The sequence below is a fragment of the Myxococcus sp. RHSTA-1-4 genome (genome assembly GCF_020037125.1).
GTDB lineage: Bacteria > Myxococcota > Myxococcia > Myxococcales > Myxococcaceae > Myxococcus.
Genome location: NZ_JAIQDG010000057.1, coordinates 1 through 15432, shown reverse-complemented (window position 1 = coordinate 15432; position 15432 = coordinate 1). Strand labels below are relative to the sequence as shown.

Sequence of the window (15432 nt, the reverse complement as noted above, 5' to 3'; positions counted from 1 at the left end):
CAAGGCGGGCAGCCAGGAGGCGCCTCGGCGTGGAGGCGGTCGGACTCCTCTCTCGTGAGCTCCTCCACGAGGTGCGGGTGGACACGCTGCTGTCCAACGTGAGGCGGGTCGGACGTGATGACCCACGGCTTCCCGGGCGAAGCGCGGTGCCACGACAGACGGGGACCCATCGCTCCGCCGCGTCCCCGGTTGCTCCCGGCGCACATTTTGCGCGCGGAATTCTTTACTTGAATGTTGATTCAGTTTTCACGCTCCGTCAATGTGGCTGCCACAAGGAGTCCCGAACACATGGGGGCCGCCAGTTCCACGGCTCCATTCCTTTCCCTCCAGGAGGTCACATGTCCTCAGTTCGCTCCACGGACCGCAGCACCCCCCCTCTCACATCCCCGCAGCCCGACGCGAAGAAGGTCGGCGCCCGTGTGGACGCTCCCGCGAGCAAAAAGGAAGCGCCCCCGACGACCGGCGTGAAGAGCGCCGCGGTCGCGCGGGACGGCTTCAGTGAGAAGAAGCCGGGCACGAACGCCCCCGGGGCTGTCGGAGGCAGCGCCGCGGGCGCGCGGGGGGTGAGCAAGATCGATCCGGTGGTCAGTGCCGAGGCCAAGACCAAGGCGCCCCAGGTGACGCTGCGCTTGAAGAACCCGGCCGGCGAGCTGGGCTACCTGGGGCCCGTCGGTCCCAGCGGTCCATTGGGCGCCATGGGCCCCGTGGGCCGCAACGCCTGGAACCCCTCCCGCTACATCACCGGGAGCTTCGGTTGGGAGTCCTGGGCCCAGCTCAACACGATGCTGGGAGGGCCCCTCAGCTCACTGGGCCCTCTCGGAAAGTACGGGCCCTTGAGCCAGCAGGCCTCCAATGGGGTGGTGGAGCCGCTGCGGCCCGGTGGCTCCGAGGCCGTCCTGGGGCCCGCGGGTCCCCTGGGCGCGCTGGGCGCCCTCGGTCCCCTGGGCCCCACGGGGGCTCATGGCTTCCGCGCCAATGAAGCGGGCGCATACGAGAACTCGAAGGGACAGGTCCAGCGGACCCTCAACGTCAACTGGGGCCTGGACGCGGTGAAGACCGAGGAGTTGTTCGAGAACTACACCGAGGCCCACGCCAAGGCCATGAAGGACAACGACACCTCCTTCATGGTCGAGGGCCAGCTCGAGAAGAAGCGGGACTCGGACACCTACAACTTCCACTCCCGGGTCGACCAGTACGTCACCGTCCTCGTCCTTCCGACGACGGGCGCCGTCGTGCCCGAGGCGGGCCCCGCGGGGAAGGACTCCGCCGCGGACCTCGCGAAGCACTTCGACGACTTCGACCTTGAAATCCTCGACACGAGCGGCAAGGTCATCGGCCGGTCCAGCCTGCGCGACGGCGCGGACTGGCTCCAGCTGAAGGTGCCCGCCGGAGCCGACCTCCAGGCGCGTGTCACGCTGAAGGGGAGCCCCCACGCCGAGGTCAAACCGTACCGGCTCTTCGTGGTCGGGACCGGAGAGCACACCTCCGATATCAACGGCGGGAAGGCCTGGGATGCGGGGGCGGCCTCGGTCGTCGCCCGGGTCCGGTAGTCCGCTCGGCCTCCCAGCAGCCGCTCCGCTCGTGCTGGCCGAGCTTCGGCGAGCTGCAAGGCCCGCCACTCTCGGACATCCCCATCATCTACGCGGTGGATACCCGCAGGTGGCTCATCCTCTCCGTGCAGAAGTAGCCCGGGAGGGCTGGCGCGTTGCACTCCAGTCCTCGTTCTCCGCCTGGAGTGAATCGCGGGACAGTCCAGGGACGCAAAAAAGCCCCCGGAGCGCCGTGTCCTGCGCGAAGCTTGCCGTCGCCGTGCACAGCCCCCGCCTCGCTCCATCGCTCCATCCGTCCCCCTCCTGGCCCTGCGCGAGGTGTCGCGCATGAGCGTGTGGAACTGGCTGGCGCGGTGGGTGCCCGGGGGAAGCCGCGGCACGTCGGTGCCCATCTTCTACGACGAGTCCTACCGGCTGCCGCTCACCGGCATCGAGTCCTCGGTGGGAATCGAGCCTCGTGGGGTGGACTTCACCACCTGGTACCTGCTGGAGAAGGGCGTGGTGCGCCCCGACGACGTGCACCGGCCGATGCCGGCCAGCTACAAGGAGCTGGCCCGGGTGCACGAGCCCGCGTACCTCGAATCGCTCGGCCAGCCGGAGACGCTGGCGCGAATCTTCGCCACCGACCCGTCCGAAATCCCCGTGGACACGCTCCTGTCCAACATGCGGCTGGTGTGCGGCGGCACCATCGGCGCGGCCCGCCTGGCCATGGCGCGCCGGGGCCCCGTGGTGAACATGGCCGGCGGCTTCCACCACGCGGCGCCGGGCCGGGGCGGCGGTTTCTGCGCCATCAACGACATCGCGGTGGCGCTCGCGGCGCTCCACGCGGACGGCTTCGATGGGCAGGCGGTGGTGCTCGACCTGGACGCGCACCCTCCCGACGGCACGGCGGAGTGTCTCGCCGGCCAGGAGAAGGCGTGGATTGGCTCGCTGTCCGGCAGCGACTGGGGCGCCCTCCCGCTCGAGGTGGACGAGACGCGCGTCCCCGAGGGCACCAGCGACAACGACTACCTGGCGCTGCTGCAAGGCCTGCTCGCGCGCATGCCCCGGCCGGACGTGGCCTTCGTGATTGCCGGTGGTGACGTGCTCTCGGGGGACCGCTTCGGCCGGGTGGGGCTGACGCTGGAAGGCGCGCGGCGGCGCGACAGGGCGCTGGCGCACGCGCTGCGCGGAGTGCCCAGCGTGTGGCTGCCGGGCGGCGGCTACCACGCCGACTCCTGGAAGGTCTTCGCCGGTACGGTGCTGGTGCTGGCGGGGAAGGGCTCCCGCCGCATCACCGCGCGCTATGACCCGCTGAGCGCGCGCTACCAGCGCATCTCCCGGCTGCTCTCCCAGGAGGGCGAGTCGCAGGACATCACGCTGTCGCTGGAGGACCTCGAGGGCTCGCTGGGGCTGGGCGGAGCGCTGCAGCCGAAGGTGCTGGGCTACTACACGGCGCAGTCGCTGGAGTACGCGCTGTTCCGCTACGGCCTGCTGTCGCACCTGGAGCGGCTGGGCTACAGCCGCCTGCGCGTGGAGGTGGGCTCCACGGGCGCGGGGGACCGCATCAAGCTGATGGGCCGGTCGGCCGGGCAGGAGCACCTGCTGGTGGACGTCGTCGTGGAGCGGCGCACCATCGCGAACGAGCCCTTCCTCTTCGTCAACTGGCTCAGCCTGCGCCACCCGCGCGCGCGCTTCAGCGAGCTGCGGCCTCAGCTTCCCGGACAGGACGTGCCGGGGCTGGGCCTGGCGCGCGAGGCCACGGAGATGCTGCTGCTGATGGCGAAGCGGCTGGCGCTCGCGGGCGTGGCGTTCCGTCCCATGTGGTTCCACCTGGCCGCGCTGGCGCGCTTCCGCTTCCGCTTCGCCGACCCGTTGCGGCAGGGCCGCTTCGAGGCCATGGTGAGGGACCTCGCGGGCCACGCGCTGCTGGATGCCACGCGCGCGGTGGTGGACGGCCGCGTGCTCCTCAACGGCGAGCCCTACCGCTGGGAGCCGGACGACATGGTGTCGCGCGTGGAGCCCACGGCGGCGGACGTGGAGGTCATCGCCGCCGAGCGCGAGCGCTGCCACTTCACGATGGTGCCGGCCACGTAGCGCGGCGCCACGTTCGCTTCCAGCCCACCGTCACGGCGCCGGGTGCCCGCCGTGTCCCTCCGCCACCGGCCTCAGGTGGGCCTCCTCCGGAGTGCCCGGGTACAGCACCCGCGTGCCGTGCACCCGTGCGAAGGGGGTGAGCCGGTGCGGCTCGGCGCGGGTTGCGCTCGTCAGGTGCAGCACCTCCACGCCGCGCGTCCACAGCGCGTCCGCCACCAGCGAGCGGTGGCAGCGCCAGCGCAGTGCCTCCGCGCACATCATCGCCACCGGCCCCTCGCGCGACAGCACCCGCAGCTCCTCCAGCCCCTTCTCGAAGTCCTCCGTCAGCATGTAGTCCGCGAAGCCGCGGAAGCTGGGGTTGCGCCACGCCGTGTTGGGCGAGTCCTTCCGGGGATGCCGCAGGCCGCCGAGCCGGGGCAGGTGGTGGTGGTGGATGCCCACTCGCGCCAATGTCCTCGCGAAGGTGTCCGCGTTGAACTGCGGGTTGGTGCGCGAGCGCGGCACCGTGCGGATGTCCGCCAGCACCCCGACGCCGTGCGCCTCCAGTATCGCCACCAGCTCCTCCGCCGTGCGCGTGGAGTGGCCCACCGCGAAGATGCGGGCCTTGCCCCACCCCCATGCCCGCCTGGGCAGCGCGGATGCCATGTCCCTGGAGCCCTCCTTCCCCGGGAGGATGGTGCCGGCCGCGCGGCGATGCAGGCCCCGGGGCCCGGCGGCAGAAGGAGGGGCCGAGCGGCACCGGAGTGGGCCCGGGGCATGGTAGTCAGGGGGCGTGGACCTGGACGCGCTTCGCCGCGAGCAGCACAAGCTCCGGCTCTCCTGGATGCCGTGGCTCTACTTCTCCCTCAAGCCCCGCCACCGCGAGTGGGCGGAGGCCTGGCAGCGCGAGGTGCAGGAGCGGCTGCGCCAGCTGGAGACGGTGGACATCGCCGAGGGGTGTTTCATCGCCCCGGAGGCGCGCATCTTCGCGGAGCCCGGGCGCACCGTCTCCATCGGCCCCGGCTGCAGCGTGGCCGCGGACGTCTTCCTCCACGGGCCGGTGGTGCTGGGCCCCCGGGTGAGCCTCAACGCCCGCGCCAGCCTGGACGGTGGGGCGGCGGGCATCCGCATCGGCGAGGGCACCCGCATCGCCACCGGCGCCACCCTCTACGCCTTCGACCACGGGCTGGCGCCGGACCGGGCCGTGCGTGACCAGCCCGTCACCTCGCGCGGCATCGTCATTGGCGCGGACGTCTGGGTGGGCGCCAACGCCGGCATCACCGACGGCGTCACCGTGGGGGACCATGCCGTGGTGGCCATGGGGGCCGTCGTTACCCGGGACGTGCCCGCCTGGGCCATCGTCGGGGGCGTGCCCGCCCGTGTCATGGGAGACCGCCGGCAGCGCCCTCGCTCGGGTGCTCCTGGGGGGTGGGAGCCCGACGACGGAGTGTGAACCCCACTCACCTTCATTGACTTCCGGACATTCGGTCGCCGTAAACTCCGGGACGACGTCGCCACCGGGAGGGGATCAGGGTCTGGAGGTGCTCCCGGCAGCCTTCGGTGCTGTCAGGGCTCCGGCCCCTCGCCGTGGGCACAGGAGGCCGGATTTGGCGGACGAGCAGCGGGGAGCGGGGCGCGACGACGCCCCAGGGCCGGTTCCCGAGCCGTGTACCGGCGAGTGCGAGGCGCACTCGTCCCGGGCACTTCCGGCTTCTCCGCCCGGCGTGTCGGTGGAGGCGCAGCGCGCGCGCATCCTCGATGACCTGATGCAGGACGTGGTGTTCCAGCTCGACACGCACGGGCGCCTGACCCACGTCAGCAAGCCCTGGGAGCGCCTCACGGGCATGCTGGTGGGCTCCTGGCTCGGCCGCCCGCTGGTGGACGTCTTCGTCCCGGAGGACCAGGAGCGGGCGCGGGCGCTGCTGGAGTCCGCGGCCACCCAGCGCAGCCTGGCGCCGCGCGAGGAGCTGCGAATCGAGGCGGCGGAGGGGCGGGGGATGCGCTGGGTGGCGCTGTCCGCCCGCGCCCTGCCGGCCGCGCCCGGCGAGGTGGTGGGCACCCTGGCGGACGTCACCGCCCGGCGGCGGGCCGAGGAGGCCGTCACCACGCGAGAGCGCTACCTCGAGGTCATGGTGGAGGTGCAGCGGCGGATGATGCCGCACGAGCGGCCCCAGGACCTGTACAGCGCCGTGGTGGAGCCGCTGGGCCGGGTGTCCGCCGCCAGCCGCGTCTACGTCTTCGAGATGCACCGCGGCCCGGATGGCAACCTGCTGGCCTCCCAGCGCGCGGAGTGGTGCGAGGCCGGCGTCCCTCCCAACCTGGAGGACCCGGAGATGCACGGCCTGCCGCTGCTGGAGGCGCTCCACCCCGAGCAGTCCGGGCGGCTGATGCGGGGCCTCCCTGTCCAGGCCCTGCCGCGGGGCTTCACGGAGATGCTGGCGCCGGTGCTGGAGGGCCAGGGCGTCAAGTCCGTGCTGCTGCTCCCCCTGCACGTGCACGGGCAGCTCTTCGGCGTCATCGGCTTCGACAACTGCCGCGAGGCGCGGCCGTGGGGCCCCGTCGAGGTGAATCTCCTGTCCGGCGCCGCCAGCGCGCTGTCGCTGGCGCTGGAGCAGCGCACCGACAACGCGCTCCGCGTGCGCACGGAGAGCACGCTGCGGCGCACCGAGGCCGGTGTCCACCTGCTCATCGAGGCCTTCCCGGACCCCGTCATGGTGCACGTGGGGGACGGAGTGCTGCTGTCGGTGAACCCGGCCCTGGTGCAGTACCTGGGCTACCGCGACGCCTCCGAGCTGGCGGGCCGGCACGTGCTGGACCTGGTGCGGCCGGAGGACCGGGACGCGGCGCGGCTCCACCTGGGGCAGGCCATGGAGGGCCAGCGCTCCGCGCGCGCGGTGGAGATGCCGCTGATGCGCCGCGACGGCGAGGTGGTGGTGGCGGACCTGGTGACGCTGGCCGTCGTCGTGGACGGGGCGCCCGCGCGGGTGACGGTGGCGCGCGACTTCACCGAGCGCAAGCGCACCCAGGCTCAGCTCATGCTCACCGACCGCATGGCCTCCATGGGCATGCTGGCCGCCGGCATCGCCCACGAGCTGAACAACCCGCTGGCCTACGTGCTGTCCAACCTGGACTACCTCCACGGCACGGTGGGCCCCCGCTCGCGGCCCCTCTCGCACGACGAATTGGTGGAGTGCCGCCAGGTGCTGGACGACGCCCGCGAGGGCGCCGAGCGCATGCGGCAGATTGTCCGCCAGCTCCGCGTCTTCTCCCGGGTGGACGACGGCAAGGAGGACGCGGTGGACGTGCACCGGGTGCTGGACTCGGTGACGCAGATGGCGGCCAGCACGGTGCGCGCGCGCGCGAAGCTGGTGAAGGAGTACGGCGAGGTGCCCCCCGTTCAAGGCAACGAGGGCAAGCTGTTCCAGGTGTTCCTCAACCTCGTCATCAACGCCGCGCAGGCCATCGAAGAGGGCCACTCGGAGTCGAACGAAATCCGCCTCACCTCCTACCTGGACGACGGGGGGCGGGTGGTGGTGGCGGTGCGGGACACCGGCCACGGCATCCCCCCGGAGCACCTGCGCCGCATCTTCGACCCGTTCTTCACCACCAAGGCCTCCGGGCTGGGCACGGGCCTGGGCCTGTCCATCTGCGACACCATCATCAACGGGATGGGCGGCCACATCTCCGTGGAGTCGTCCGTGGGCGCGGGCACCACCTTCCGCGTGGCGCTGAACGTCGCCCCGCCCGCGCCTTCCAAGGGCGCGGCGGGCCGGCCGGACGCGTGAGCGGCGCCTCCCCGCGCGCGACTGTGGTCCGCATGACGGCGCGCCCTTGAAGGCCCCTGCCCGGGCCGGCGCGCCGGTACCATCTTCGTTACAGGAGGCGTCCACCCCAGGCGCCCGGAGATGGGTATGCGCACACACCTCGTCCGGCTGACCCTGGCGCTCGTCCTCGTGCTCGCTCCGGCGGCCCGGGCGACCCCCCCCGCTTCGGTGCCTGCCCCGGAGGGCATGGCGGCCAGCCCGCCAGGCGCGTGCGCGGGCCAGCAGCGCTTCCTCATCGGCGCCGGCATGGGCGACATCACCGGCCCCGCCGCCGAGGTGGGGATGATGGGCTACGGCCAGCTCGCGCAGCAGACGTCCGGCATCCACCAGCGGCTGCGCTCGCGTGCCTTCGTCATCGCCTCGCCGTGCAACGGCAAGCGGGTGGTGTTCGTCAGCGCGGACCTGGGCATGGTGTTCCAGGGCGTGAAGCAGCAGGTGGTGGAGAAGCTTCGCTCGCGCTACGGCGGCCTCTACTCGGATGACAACGTCCTCCTGAGCGCCACGCACACCCACTCGGGCCCGGGCGGCTTCTCGCACTACACCTTCTACAACCTGACGTCGCTCGGCTTCGTGCCGCGGAACTTCGACGCCATCGTCTCCGGCATCGTCGCCTCCATCGACCGCGCCCACGCCAGCCTGGGCGAGGGCACCCTGCGGCTGGCCGCGGGCGAGCTGCTCGGCGCCAGCCGCAACCGCTCGCCGGAGGCCTACCGCCTCAACCCGCCCGAGGAGCGCGCGCGGTACCCGCACGACGTGGACCCGCGGATGACGCTGGTGCGCCTCACCCGCGCGGACGGCACCGAGGTGGGCTTCATCAACTGGTTCGCCGTGCACGCCACGTCCATGGGCAACGACAACACCCTCATCAGCGGCGACAACAAGGGCCTGGCCTCGTACCTCTTCGAGAAGGCGCGCGGCGGGGGCTTCGTCGCCGCCTTCGCCAACTCCAACGAGGGCGACGTCACGCCCAACGTGCTCGGCGGGACGGACGGCGGCGGCGCGGACGACTTCGAGGACACGGAGATTTCCGCCCGCCGGCAGCACGACTTCGCCGCGCGGCTGTGGGCCATCGCCAACACGCCCATCACGGGCGGGGTGGACTTCCGGCAGCTCTATCTGAAGATGGACGCGGTGGACGTGGCGCCCGCCTGGACGGACGGCACGCCGCGCCGCACCTGTCCCGCCGCCATCGGCCTGTCCATGCTGGCGGGCGCGGAGGACGGGCCGGGCTTCGGTGTGGAGGGCGCCTCCTGCGCCGCCATCCACGACGTGTGGAGCCAGTTCACCTGCGCCGTCTTCACCACGCCCTGCCAGGGGGAGAAGCCCATCGTCCTGGAGATGGGCAGCATGACGCCCTACCCGTGGACGCCGGAGGTGCTCCCCTTGCAGCTCGTCACCGTGGGCAGCCTCGCGCTGGTGGCGGTGCCCTTCGAGGTGACGACCATGGCCGGGCGCCGGCTGCGGCGCACGGTGCTGGAGCGGCTGGCGCCCGTGGGGGTGACGGAGGTGGTCATCGCCGGACTGTCCAACGCGTACGCGGGCTACGTCGCCACCCGCGAGGAGTACGCACGCCAGGCCTACGAGGGCGCCTCCACGCACTTCGGCCCGTGGACGCTGGCCGCCCTCCAGCAGGGCTTCGACACGCTGGCCGTGGCCCTGCGCGACGGGAAGCCCGTGCCCCCGGGGCCCACGCCCCGGGATTTGCGCTCCGTCCTGGCGAGCCTCCAGCCGGGCGTGGTCTTCGACGACAAGCTCTTGTGGGTGGACTTCGGCGAGGTCGTCACCGACGCGCGCGGCGCCTACTCGCGCGGCGAGACGGTGAGCGTCACCTTCTGGGGCGGCCACCCGAAGAACGATTTGCGCCTGGAGGGCACGTACCTGCGCGTGCAGCGGCTGGGCCCCGGCGGGGAGTGGGTGGACGTCGCGTACGACTGGGACTGGGAGACGCGCTACCGCTGGCGGCGTGAGAACTGCGTGCCCACGCTGGCCTGCTCGCACGTCACCGTGGAGTGGGACATCCCCGCGGACGCGGAGGCGGGCACCTATCGCCTGGTCCACGACGGGAACTGGAAGTCCGGCTGGGACGGGCGCGTGCGCCCGTACTCGGGCAGCTCGCGCCCCTTCTCCGTGCGGTAGCCAACGTCCGGGGAGACGCCCGGGACGGGCGGCCTCGGACGGGCCGGGTTGTCCGGGGACGGGTGGGCCACGACCTTCGCGCGAGAAGGAAGGAGGACGTCATGATGCGTCGAATCGCGTTGGGACTCGTCTCGTTCGCTCTCTGCTCGCCTGTCTGGGCGCAGGAGCAGGAACAGGAGAAGCAGCAGGAGAAGCAGGTGTCTCCCTCCGCCACGGGCGGCTCGGGCGCGCCCATGGACATGTCGAAGATGGGGCCATGGACCCGCAAGCCGACCAACGAATCGAAGACGCGGAAGGAGGTGGAGGCCTTCATCAAGGAAGAGGACGCCATCATGAAGCGGCGCGACTTCCAGGCGTCGCTCGAGCGAGTCGACTTCCCCATCTTCATGGCCACCGACAACAGCAAGGGCATTCCCTCGGCCGAGTCGTATGAGCGTCAGAAGTACTCGGAGATGATGAAGCCCTTCTTCGACCAGATGCCCGCGGACATGCAGGTGAACCACAAGCTGGACATCACCGTGCTGTCCGACTCCATGGTCAGCTACACCGATACCTACACGGCGACCATGGAGGGCAAGAAGCGGAACGGCCGGAGCGCCGGGCTCCTGGTGAAGCGCGAGGGCCAGTGGAAGTGGAAGGCGTTCTTCGAGCCGGGCTGGGGTGACGAGCAGCCCGCCGGCGTCGGCGGCGCCGGCCAGCCCCAGGGCGAGGAGAAGCCGAAGCAGTAGGGCCCGCGTGGACCGGCGCGTCTACCGGCAGACGCGCTCGGCGGTGCACTCCCTGCGGCACTGCTGGCAGGCCTGGCCAGCAGTGCCGCACTTGGACTGCTCGTTGCCGGGCTCGCAGGTGCTGCCCACGCAGCAGCCGTCGGGGCAGGAGCCGGGAGTGCAGCGGCACTCGCCGTTGACGCACTCCTGGCCCGCCCCGCATGGGCCGCTGCCGCCGCACTTGCACTGGCCGTCGGCGCACCGGTCCACATGGGTTCCGGTGCAGGCCGGGCCACCGCCGCAGGTGCAGGTGCCCAGGGCCGAACAGGCATTGGCCCGCGCCCCGTCACACACGGTGCAGTCCACCCCGCCCACGCCGCACGACTGGAAGGTTCGCGGCACGCAGTAGCCGTTCCGGCAGCAGCCGTCCGGGCAGCTCACACAGAAGGTGCTCGCGTCTGGCGTGCCGGAGTCCGGAGTGCCGGCGTCGGGGCGCTCCGGCCAGGGCGCGAGCCGCACCTGGACGTCCACCTCGTACCCCTCGCGAACCGCCGCATCCACCGTGCCGAGCGCCGCGAGCTCGCTCCCGCGCATCCCCTCCAGCCGGAGCGTCACGCGGGCGCCGTCCGGCGCGTCCGGCAGCAGCACGCGGAACGTCTCGCCACTCTGGAGGATGCGCCCGGGGTGCTCCGGGAGCAGCGCGGGGCGGAGGTCCCCACCGTCCACCCGGCCGGACATCCGGAACTGGGTGAGCTGCAGCAGCGGGTCGAACTCGGTCGTCACATACAGCGCCGTCCCCGCCGCCCTCGCCGCGTCCTGACACGCGCTCGCCGCCAGCAGCGCCAGCACCGCCATGACCAGGACGACTCCCCTGGGCCGGACGTGCCTCCGGCCCGTACCCACACCCTCGCGAGTCATGATGCTCGGAGGCTAGCGGGTTGGGACTTCCCTGGAAGCCCCGCCCGGGCGTGGAAACCCCATACGCGTCGGGAAGGGAACGAAGGCACGCGGCGATGGAATACTCATGAACGAAAGCGCCAGTGTGCCCGGGGAACCCCGGTACCTCCGGGCCGGGGCCTGGCTCACAGGTGGGCTTCGGGAGGTGGAGCGGGTGGCGGCGGTGTGCCCCGGCGGTGGGGCTGCACCCGGTGGATGAGGTCTCTCAGCCGGGGCGAGGGGTTGATGAACTGCACGCCCACGCCCGGCGACATGTTCCAGGTGCGCGCCTGGGCGAAGTCCACGTGCCGCACCACCTCGCCCACGCACTCCACCTCCTCGCCGGCCAGCAGCAGGGTGAACTCCAGCCGGGTGAAGAGGCGCGGGAAGGGCTCCGCGCAGCACATGAAGAGGCCGCCCTTGTTCAGCTCCGTGCAGCGCACCTCCACGTCGCCGGAGCCGGCGCGGCGGCGCACCCGGGCCACCCAGGTGAGTGGCGGGGTGAGGGTGCCCGGCTCCGGTGTGGCCCCTTCCGTTTCCAGCATCGGCAGCGAGGGCACGGGCGTGAGCCCCCGCGAGAGCTCCGCCACCGGGTGGGCCACCGCGGAGGGGGGCAGGGTGGCGGCGAGCAGGGCCTCCTTGAAGTGCAGCGCGGTGGGGTAGCGGTCCTCGCACCGGCGCGCCAGGGCCCGCAGCAGCACGTCCGACAGGGCTTGAGGCACGGCGGGCGCCAGCACGTGCGGCGGCGGCGGGTCCACCGGCCCCGGGGACAGCGCCAGCTCCGCCATCTGCCCCCGCTCGAAGGGAAGCTGCCCCGTGGCCATGTAGTAGGCCGTCACGGCCAGCGCGTAGATGTCCGCGCGCCCGTCCACCGGCTGTCCCGCCCACTGCTCCGGGGCCATGTACGCCGGCGTGCCCAGGACGATGCCCGCCGCCGTCTCGTCCTCGGTGGGCGGGCGGCGTGCCTTGGCCACGCCGAAGTCCAGCACGCGCAGCGACGGCGGCCCCACCCCGTTGCGCACCACGAAGAGGTTGTCCGGCTTCAAGTCCCGGTGCACCACGCCGCACCGGTGCGCGGCGTGCAGCGCATCACAGGCCTGGGCCAGCAGCGGAACGAGGTGCGTGGGGGCCATGGGCCGGTGCAGGCGCGACAGCGGCACGCCCTCCAGGTACTCCATGACGAAGTAGTGGATGCCGCCGGGCGCCTCGCTGATGTCGAAGACGTGGACGATGTGCGGGTGGCTCACCACGTTGACGGTGCGGGCCTCCGCGTAGAAGCGCGCGCGCAGGCTCTCGTCATGGGCCAGGTGCGGGTGCAGCACCTTCACCGCCACCCTCGCGCCGATGCGCGTCTGCTCCCCCAGGTACACGGTGCCCATGCCGCCGGCGCCCAGCCGGCGCACCAGCGTGTAGTGCCCCAGCGTCTGGCCCGTGAGGTCCACGGCGGGAGGCTCCACCTCCTCGGTGGCCAGGCCCACCTGTGTCCAGCACACGTTGTCGCAGAGTACGTCCTCGGGATGGTCGGACAGACAGAGCTCGCAGTGCATGGTCGTCTAAAGCAGACACCAGGATGGGGCGTCGCTGGCTTCTGCAAGGGCTTGCACCGTTTGTCTCTAGACCGCGCGAGTCTCCAGGAGAGGACGGCCGCCGGTACGAGACGCCGGTTCGCGGCGTTGCGATGACCGCTACCGCACAGGCGCACGAGGTCGTTTCCTGTAAGCGCGAAATTTCGAGCAGGGCGGTGGACGCGCGCTCCGTCCAGTGCATTCGCGCGCGCATCCGCTCGCTGAACTCGCCTGCCTTCCGGCAGAAGGCACTGCGCGGCGGTTCCGTCGAACAGCGGACCGGGACCTCGGGCAGCGGGGTGGGGCCCTCGGGTGCCCCACCTCGCGGCCGTGGCCCTACGCGCGGGCGCGGGACTTCGGCTTCTCGGGGAACGGGGCCGCGTCGATGCGCACGCCCACGTAGGTCGGGAAGCGCGGCACGCCGTCGTCGGTCAGTTCCATGTAGCGGAAGGTGATGATGGTGCCGACGGGCGGCGGGGCCTCGCGCTCGGCGTCGGACAGGCCGGTGCCCACGCTGAAGCGCTTGCCGTTGCGCAGCTCCACCTCCAGCGCGCCCAGGCGGCCCTTGTGCCGGCCGGCGCCGGGCACGTGGCCGATGACGCGCGCCTCGTCGTCCTTGAAGCTCTTCACCTTCAGCAGCGTGTGCGAGCGCCCCGCCTCGTAGCGCGAGCCGGGCTGGCGCAGCATGAGCCCCTCGCCACCCAGGGACTCCACGCGCTCCAGCTCCTCGCGCAGGTGCGCCGTGCCCCGGCACCGCTCGTGGGCGTGCCACTTCGCGTACGCGGGCCTCGCGTCCTCCATCCACTTGCGGCAGTGCTCCAGCCGTCCCTCGAAGGGCGCGTCCACGGAGGGCGCGTCGAAGGTGACGAAGAAGAGCTCCTTCCAGTCGTGGCTCCGGTCCTGCCGGCGGACGATGCTCACCGTGCGCTGGAAGCGCTTGCGCCCGCCGAACAGCTCGCCGTCGAGCGGGAAGTCCGGCAGCCCCGCGGTGAACCACTCGGGCGCGAAGAACTCGTTGCCCTGGCGCGACCAGAAGCGCTTGCCGTCCCAGTACGCGCGCACGCCGTCGAGCTTCTCGCTCATCCACCAGTCGGTGAGGTCGACGTCGTTCTCCCACGAGTGCGCCAGCAGCAGCGGCGGGGCCTTGTCCTCCGCCTCCGTGGACTCCGCGGAGGCGCCGGCCTTCTTCGCCTTGGCGGTGCTCTTCGACGCGCTCGCGGGAGCGGCGCTGGTGCCGGACGCCGGGGCGCCGATGCGCGCGTCCTCGGCGGCGTCCCCGCGCACCTTGCGCAGGTGCTTGCAGGTGCGGCGCTCGATGGCGACCGACTGGTTGCGCCACGCGGGGCAGGTGCACGAGTACACGCCGCCGGTGTTCTTGAGGATGTAGGGCTTGGAGCCGGAGCCCTGGAGCGAGAGTTGCTCGCCGTCCGCGATGTCCGCCATGAACTTCCCCCTCCGTGCCGCGTCACTCGCGGCGACGAAAGGAAGAGTACCGGTGGGGTCTGACATTCCCAGGACGTGACGGGGTGGGCATCCGGCATCCAAGGGGGTGGCGCGCGGGGGGCTCGGGGCCGCAGGATGGCGGCGGTTTTCACCGTGCTGGGAGGACGGACGGGATGGTCGTCATCGTCATGGGGGTGTCCGGAGCGGGGAAGACGACCGTGGGCCACGGGCTCGCGGCGGCGCTGGGCTGGCGCTTCCTGGACGCGGACGACCTGCACTCCGAGTCCAACCGGGCGAAGATGGCGGCGGGCGTGCCGCTGACGGACGAGGACCGGTGGCCCTGGCTGTGGATGCTGTCGGGAGTGATTGGGGAAGCGCTGAGGCAGGGCGGGGGACTGGTGGTGGCGTGTTCGGCGCTGAAGGAGTCCTACCGGAAGGTCCTGGAAGTGGACCCGGCGCGGGTGCGCTGGGTGTACCTGGACGCGCCGCGCGAGGTGCTGGCGCGCCGGCTGGCTCTGCGGCGCGGCCACTTCATGCCGCCGTCGCTGCTGGACAGCCAGCTCGCCACGCTGGAGGTGCCCACCGGTGCGCTCCGGGTGGACGTGTCGTCACCCGTGAGCGAGGTGGTGGCGCGCATCCGCGAAGGGCTGGGGCTCTGACGGGGGACTCGCCGGCCCTGGTCATCGACAGCACTGCTTCCATCCGGGCTGTGCCAGGACGCTTGTGGTGAGGCCAGTGTTCTGGATGCCTGAGCCATCCGGGAGCCAAGGCGCTCGACCCTCGCATCCCTCCATCGAGGACCCGGGCACACCTGTTTCTCGGAGGCCAGGCGGCGCGACGGCCGGGTGACACGGCCAGACGCTCGCGTTGTCGAGCATCGCACGGGAGCGCCGCGCGCGTTGAGGCCACGCCCTCTTCTCGGGGGGCCTGGCCTCGCCCCACTCCATTGGAGATGGGCGCCTCTGGTGATGCAGCTCCAGTGGCCAACGCGAGCTCTCCGGTCTTCGCGGCCTCGACTTGCTCCGCTCCGGGCGCTGGCGCGCTGGCGCTTCCGGGCTCGGAGTCTTCCGTTCTCGCCGTCCCAGAAGGAGGCGTGTCGGAGCCTCGGGAGGGCGAGTCCTCCTCCGCAGCCAAAGCCTTCCAGAGGGCCCGGCCCGCGGCGTTGACGTCCTCTTCGACCAGCGACGCCTCCTCGCCACGGGCCAGCGCGCGAACC

11 protein-coding genes are annotated in these 15432 nt (G+C 72.0%); 7 read left to right on the top strand and 4 right to left on the bottom strand.

The window, feature by feature from the left end; genetic code table 11:
• The first annotated feature begins 338 nt into the window (after positions 1-338).
• Together K8638_RS41855 and K8638_RS41850 are read left to right on the top strand one after the other, a co-directional pair.
• The gene (locus K8638_RS41855) at positions 339-1550 is read left to right on the top strand and encodes a hypothetical protein (protein ID WP_223760384.1); all 1212 of its coding nucleotides are present in this window, start codon (positions 339-341) and stop codon (positions 1548-1550) included.
• 327 nt (positions 1551-1877) lie between these two features.
• On the top strand, positions 1878-3626 hold the full coding sequence (locus K8638_RS41850) for a histone deacetylase (protein ID WP_223760383.1): 1749 nt from the start codon (positions 1878-1880) through the stop codon (positions 3624-3626).
• Positions 3627-3656: 30 nt separating this feature from the next.
• Here K8638_RS41850 and K8638_RS41845 read toward each other — a convergent pair whose 3' ends face one another.
• A complete protein-coding gene (locus K8638_RS41845; protein WP_223760382.1) occupies positions 3657-4271 on the bottom strand; it encodes a DUF488 family protein in 615 nt (204 codons plus the stop codon).
• 127 nt (positions 4272-4398) lie between these two features.
• Here K8638_RS41845 and K8638_RS41840 point away from each other — a divergent pair, with 127 nt between their 5' ends.
• From K8638_RS41840 to K8638_RS41825, 4 genes are all read left to right on the top strand, one after another.
• A complete protein-coding gene (locus K8638_RS41840; protein ID WP_223760381.1) occupies positions 4399-5058 on the top strand; it encodes an acyltransferase in 660 nt (219 codons plus the stop codon).
• Between the two features lie 154 nt (positions 5059-5212).
• Positions 5213-7390 (top strand): PAS domain S-box protein, encoded by a 2178-nt coding sequence (locus K8638_RS41835; RefSeq protein ID WP_223760380.1) that lies wholly within the window; start codon positions 5213-5215, stop codon positions 7388-7390.
• 126 nt (positions 7391-7516) lie between these two features.
• Complete coding sequence (locus K8638_RS41830; RefSeq protein ID WP_223760379.1) at positions 7517-9565, top strand: neutral/alkaline ceramidase; 2049 nt, start codon at positions 7517-7519, stop codon at positions 9563-9565.
• 101 nt (positions 9566-9666) lie between these two features.
• Positions 9667-10293: a hypothetical protein gene (locus K8638_RS41825; RefSeq protein WP_223760378.1), complete on the top strand. Its 627-nt coding sequence runs from the start codon at positions 9667-9669 to the stop codon at positions 10291-10293.
• Positions 10294-10314: 21 nt separating this feature from the next.
• Here K8638_RS41825 and K8638_RS41820 read toward each other — a convergent pair whose 3' ends face one another.
• From K8638_RS41820 to K8638_RS41810, 3 genes are all read right to left on the bottom strand, one after another.
• Positions 10315-11190 (bottom strand): hypothetical protein, encoded by an 876-nt coding sequence (locus tag K8638_RS41820; RefSeq protein ID WP_223760377.1) that lies wholly within the window; start codon positions 11188-11190, stop codon positions 10315-10317.
• 164 nt (positions 11191-11354) lie between these two features.
• Complete coding sequence (locus K8638_RS41815; protein ID WP_223760376.1) at positions 11355-12755, bottom strand: serine/threonine-protein kinase; 1401 nt, start codon at positions 12753-12755, stop codon at positions 11355-11357.
• A gap of 354 nt (positions 12756-13109) precedes the next feature.
• Entirely contained in the window at positions 13110-14216 is a 1107-nt protein-coding gene (locus K8638_RS41810; protein ID WP_223760375.1) for a DNA ligase, read from the bottom strand.
• Positions 14217-14389: 173 nt separating this feature from the next.
• Between K8638_RS41810 and K8638_RS41805 the strand changes: the two genes are divergently transcribed.
• A complete protein-coding gene (locus tag K8638_RS41805; RefSeq protein WP_223760374.1) occupies positions 14390-14875 on the top strand; it encodes a gluconokinase in 486 nt (161 codons plus the stop codon).
• Positions 14876-15432 lie beyond the last annotated feature (557 nt).

Excerpts from the sequence above, each read along its gene's own strand:
- K8638_RS41855 (WP_223760384.1), top strand. The coding sequence starts at position 339 with ATGTCCTCAGTTCGCTCCACGGACCGCAGCACCCCCCCTCTCACATCC.
- K8638_RS41850 (WP_223760383.1), top strand. The coding sequence starts at position 1,878 with ATGAGCGTGTGGAACTGGCTGGCGCGGTGGGTGCCCGGGGGAAGCCGC.
- K8638_RS41845 (WP_223760382.1), bottom strand. The coding sequence starts at position 4,271 with ATGGCATCCGCGCTGCCCAGGCGGGCATGGGGGTGGGGCAAGGCCCGC.
- K8638_RS41830 (WP_223760379.1), top strand. The coding sequence starts at position 7,517 with ATGCGCACACACCTCGTCCGGCTGACCCTGGCGCTCGTCCTCGTGCTC.
- K8638_RS41825 (WP_223760378.1), top strand. The coding sequence starts at position 9,667 with ATGATGCGTCGAATCGCGTTGGGACTCGTCTCGTTCGCTCTCTGCTCG.
- K8638_RS41820 (WP_223760377.1), bottom strand. The coding sequence starts at position 11,190 with ATGACTCGCGAGGGTGTGGGTACGGGCCGGAGGCACGTCCGGCCCAGG.
- K8638_RS41815 (WP_223760376.1), bottom strand. The coding sequence starts at position 12,755 with ATGCACTGCGAGCTCTGTCTGTCCGACCATCCCGAGGACGTACTCTGC.
- K8638_RS41810 (WP_223760375.1), bottom strand. The coding sequence starts at position 14,216 with ATGGCGGACATCGCGGACGGCGAGCAACTCTCGCTCCAGGGCTCCGGC.
- K8638_RS41805 (WP_223760374.1), top strand. The coding sequence starts at position 14,390 with ATGGTCGTCATCGTCATGGGGGTGTCCGGAGCGGGGAAGACGACCGTG.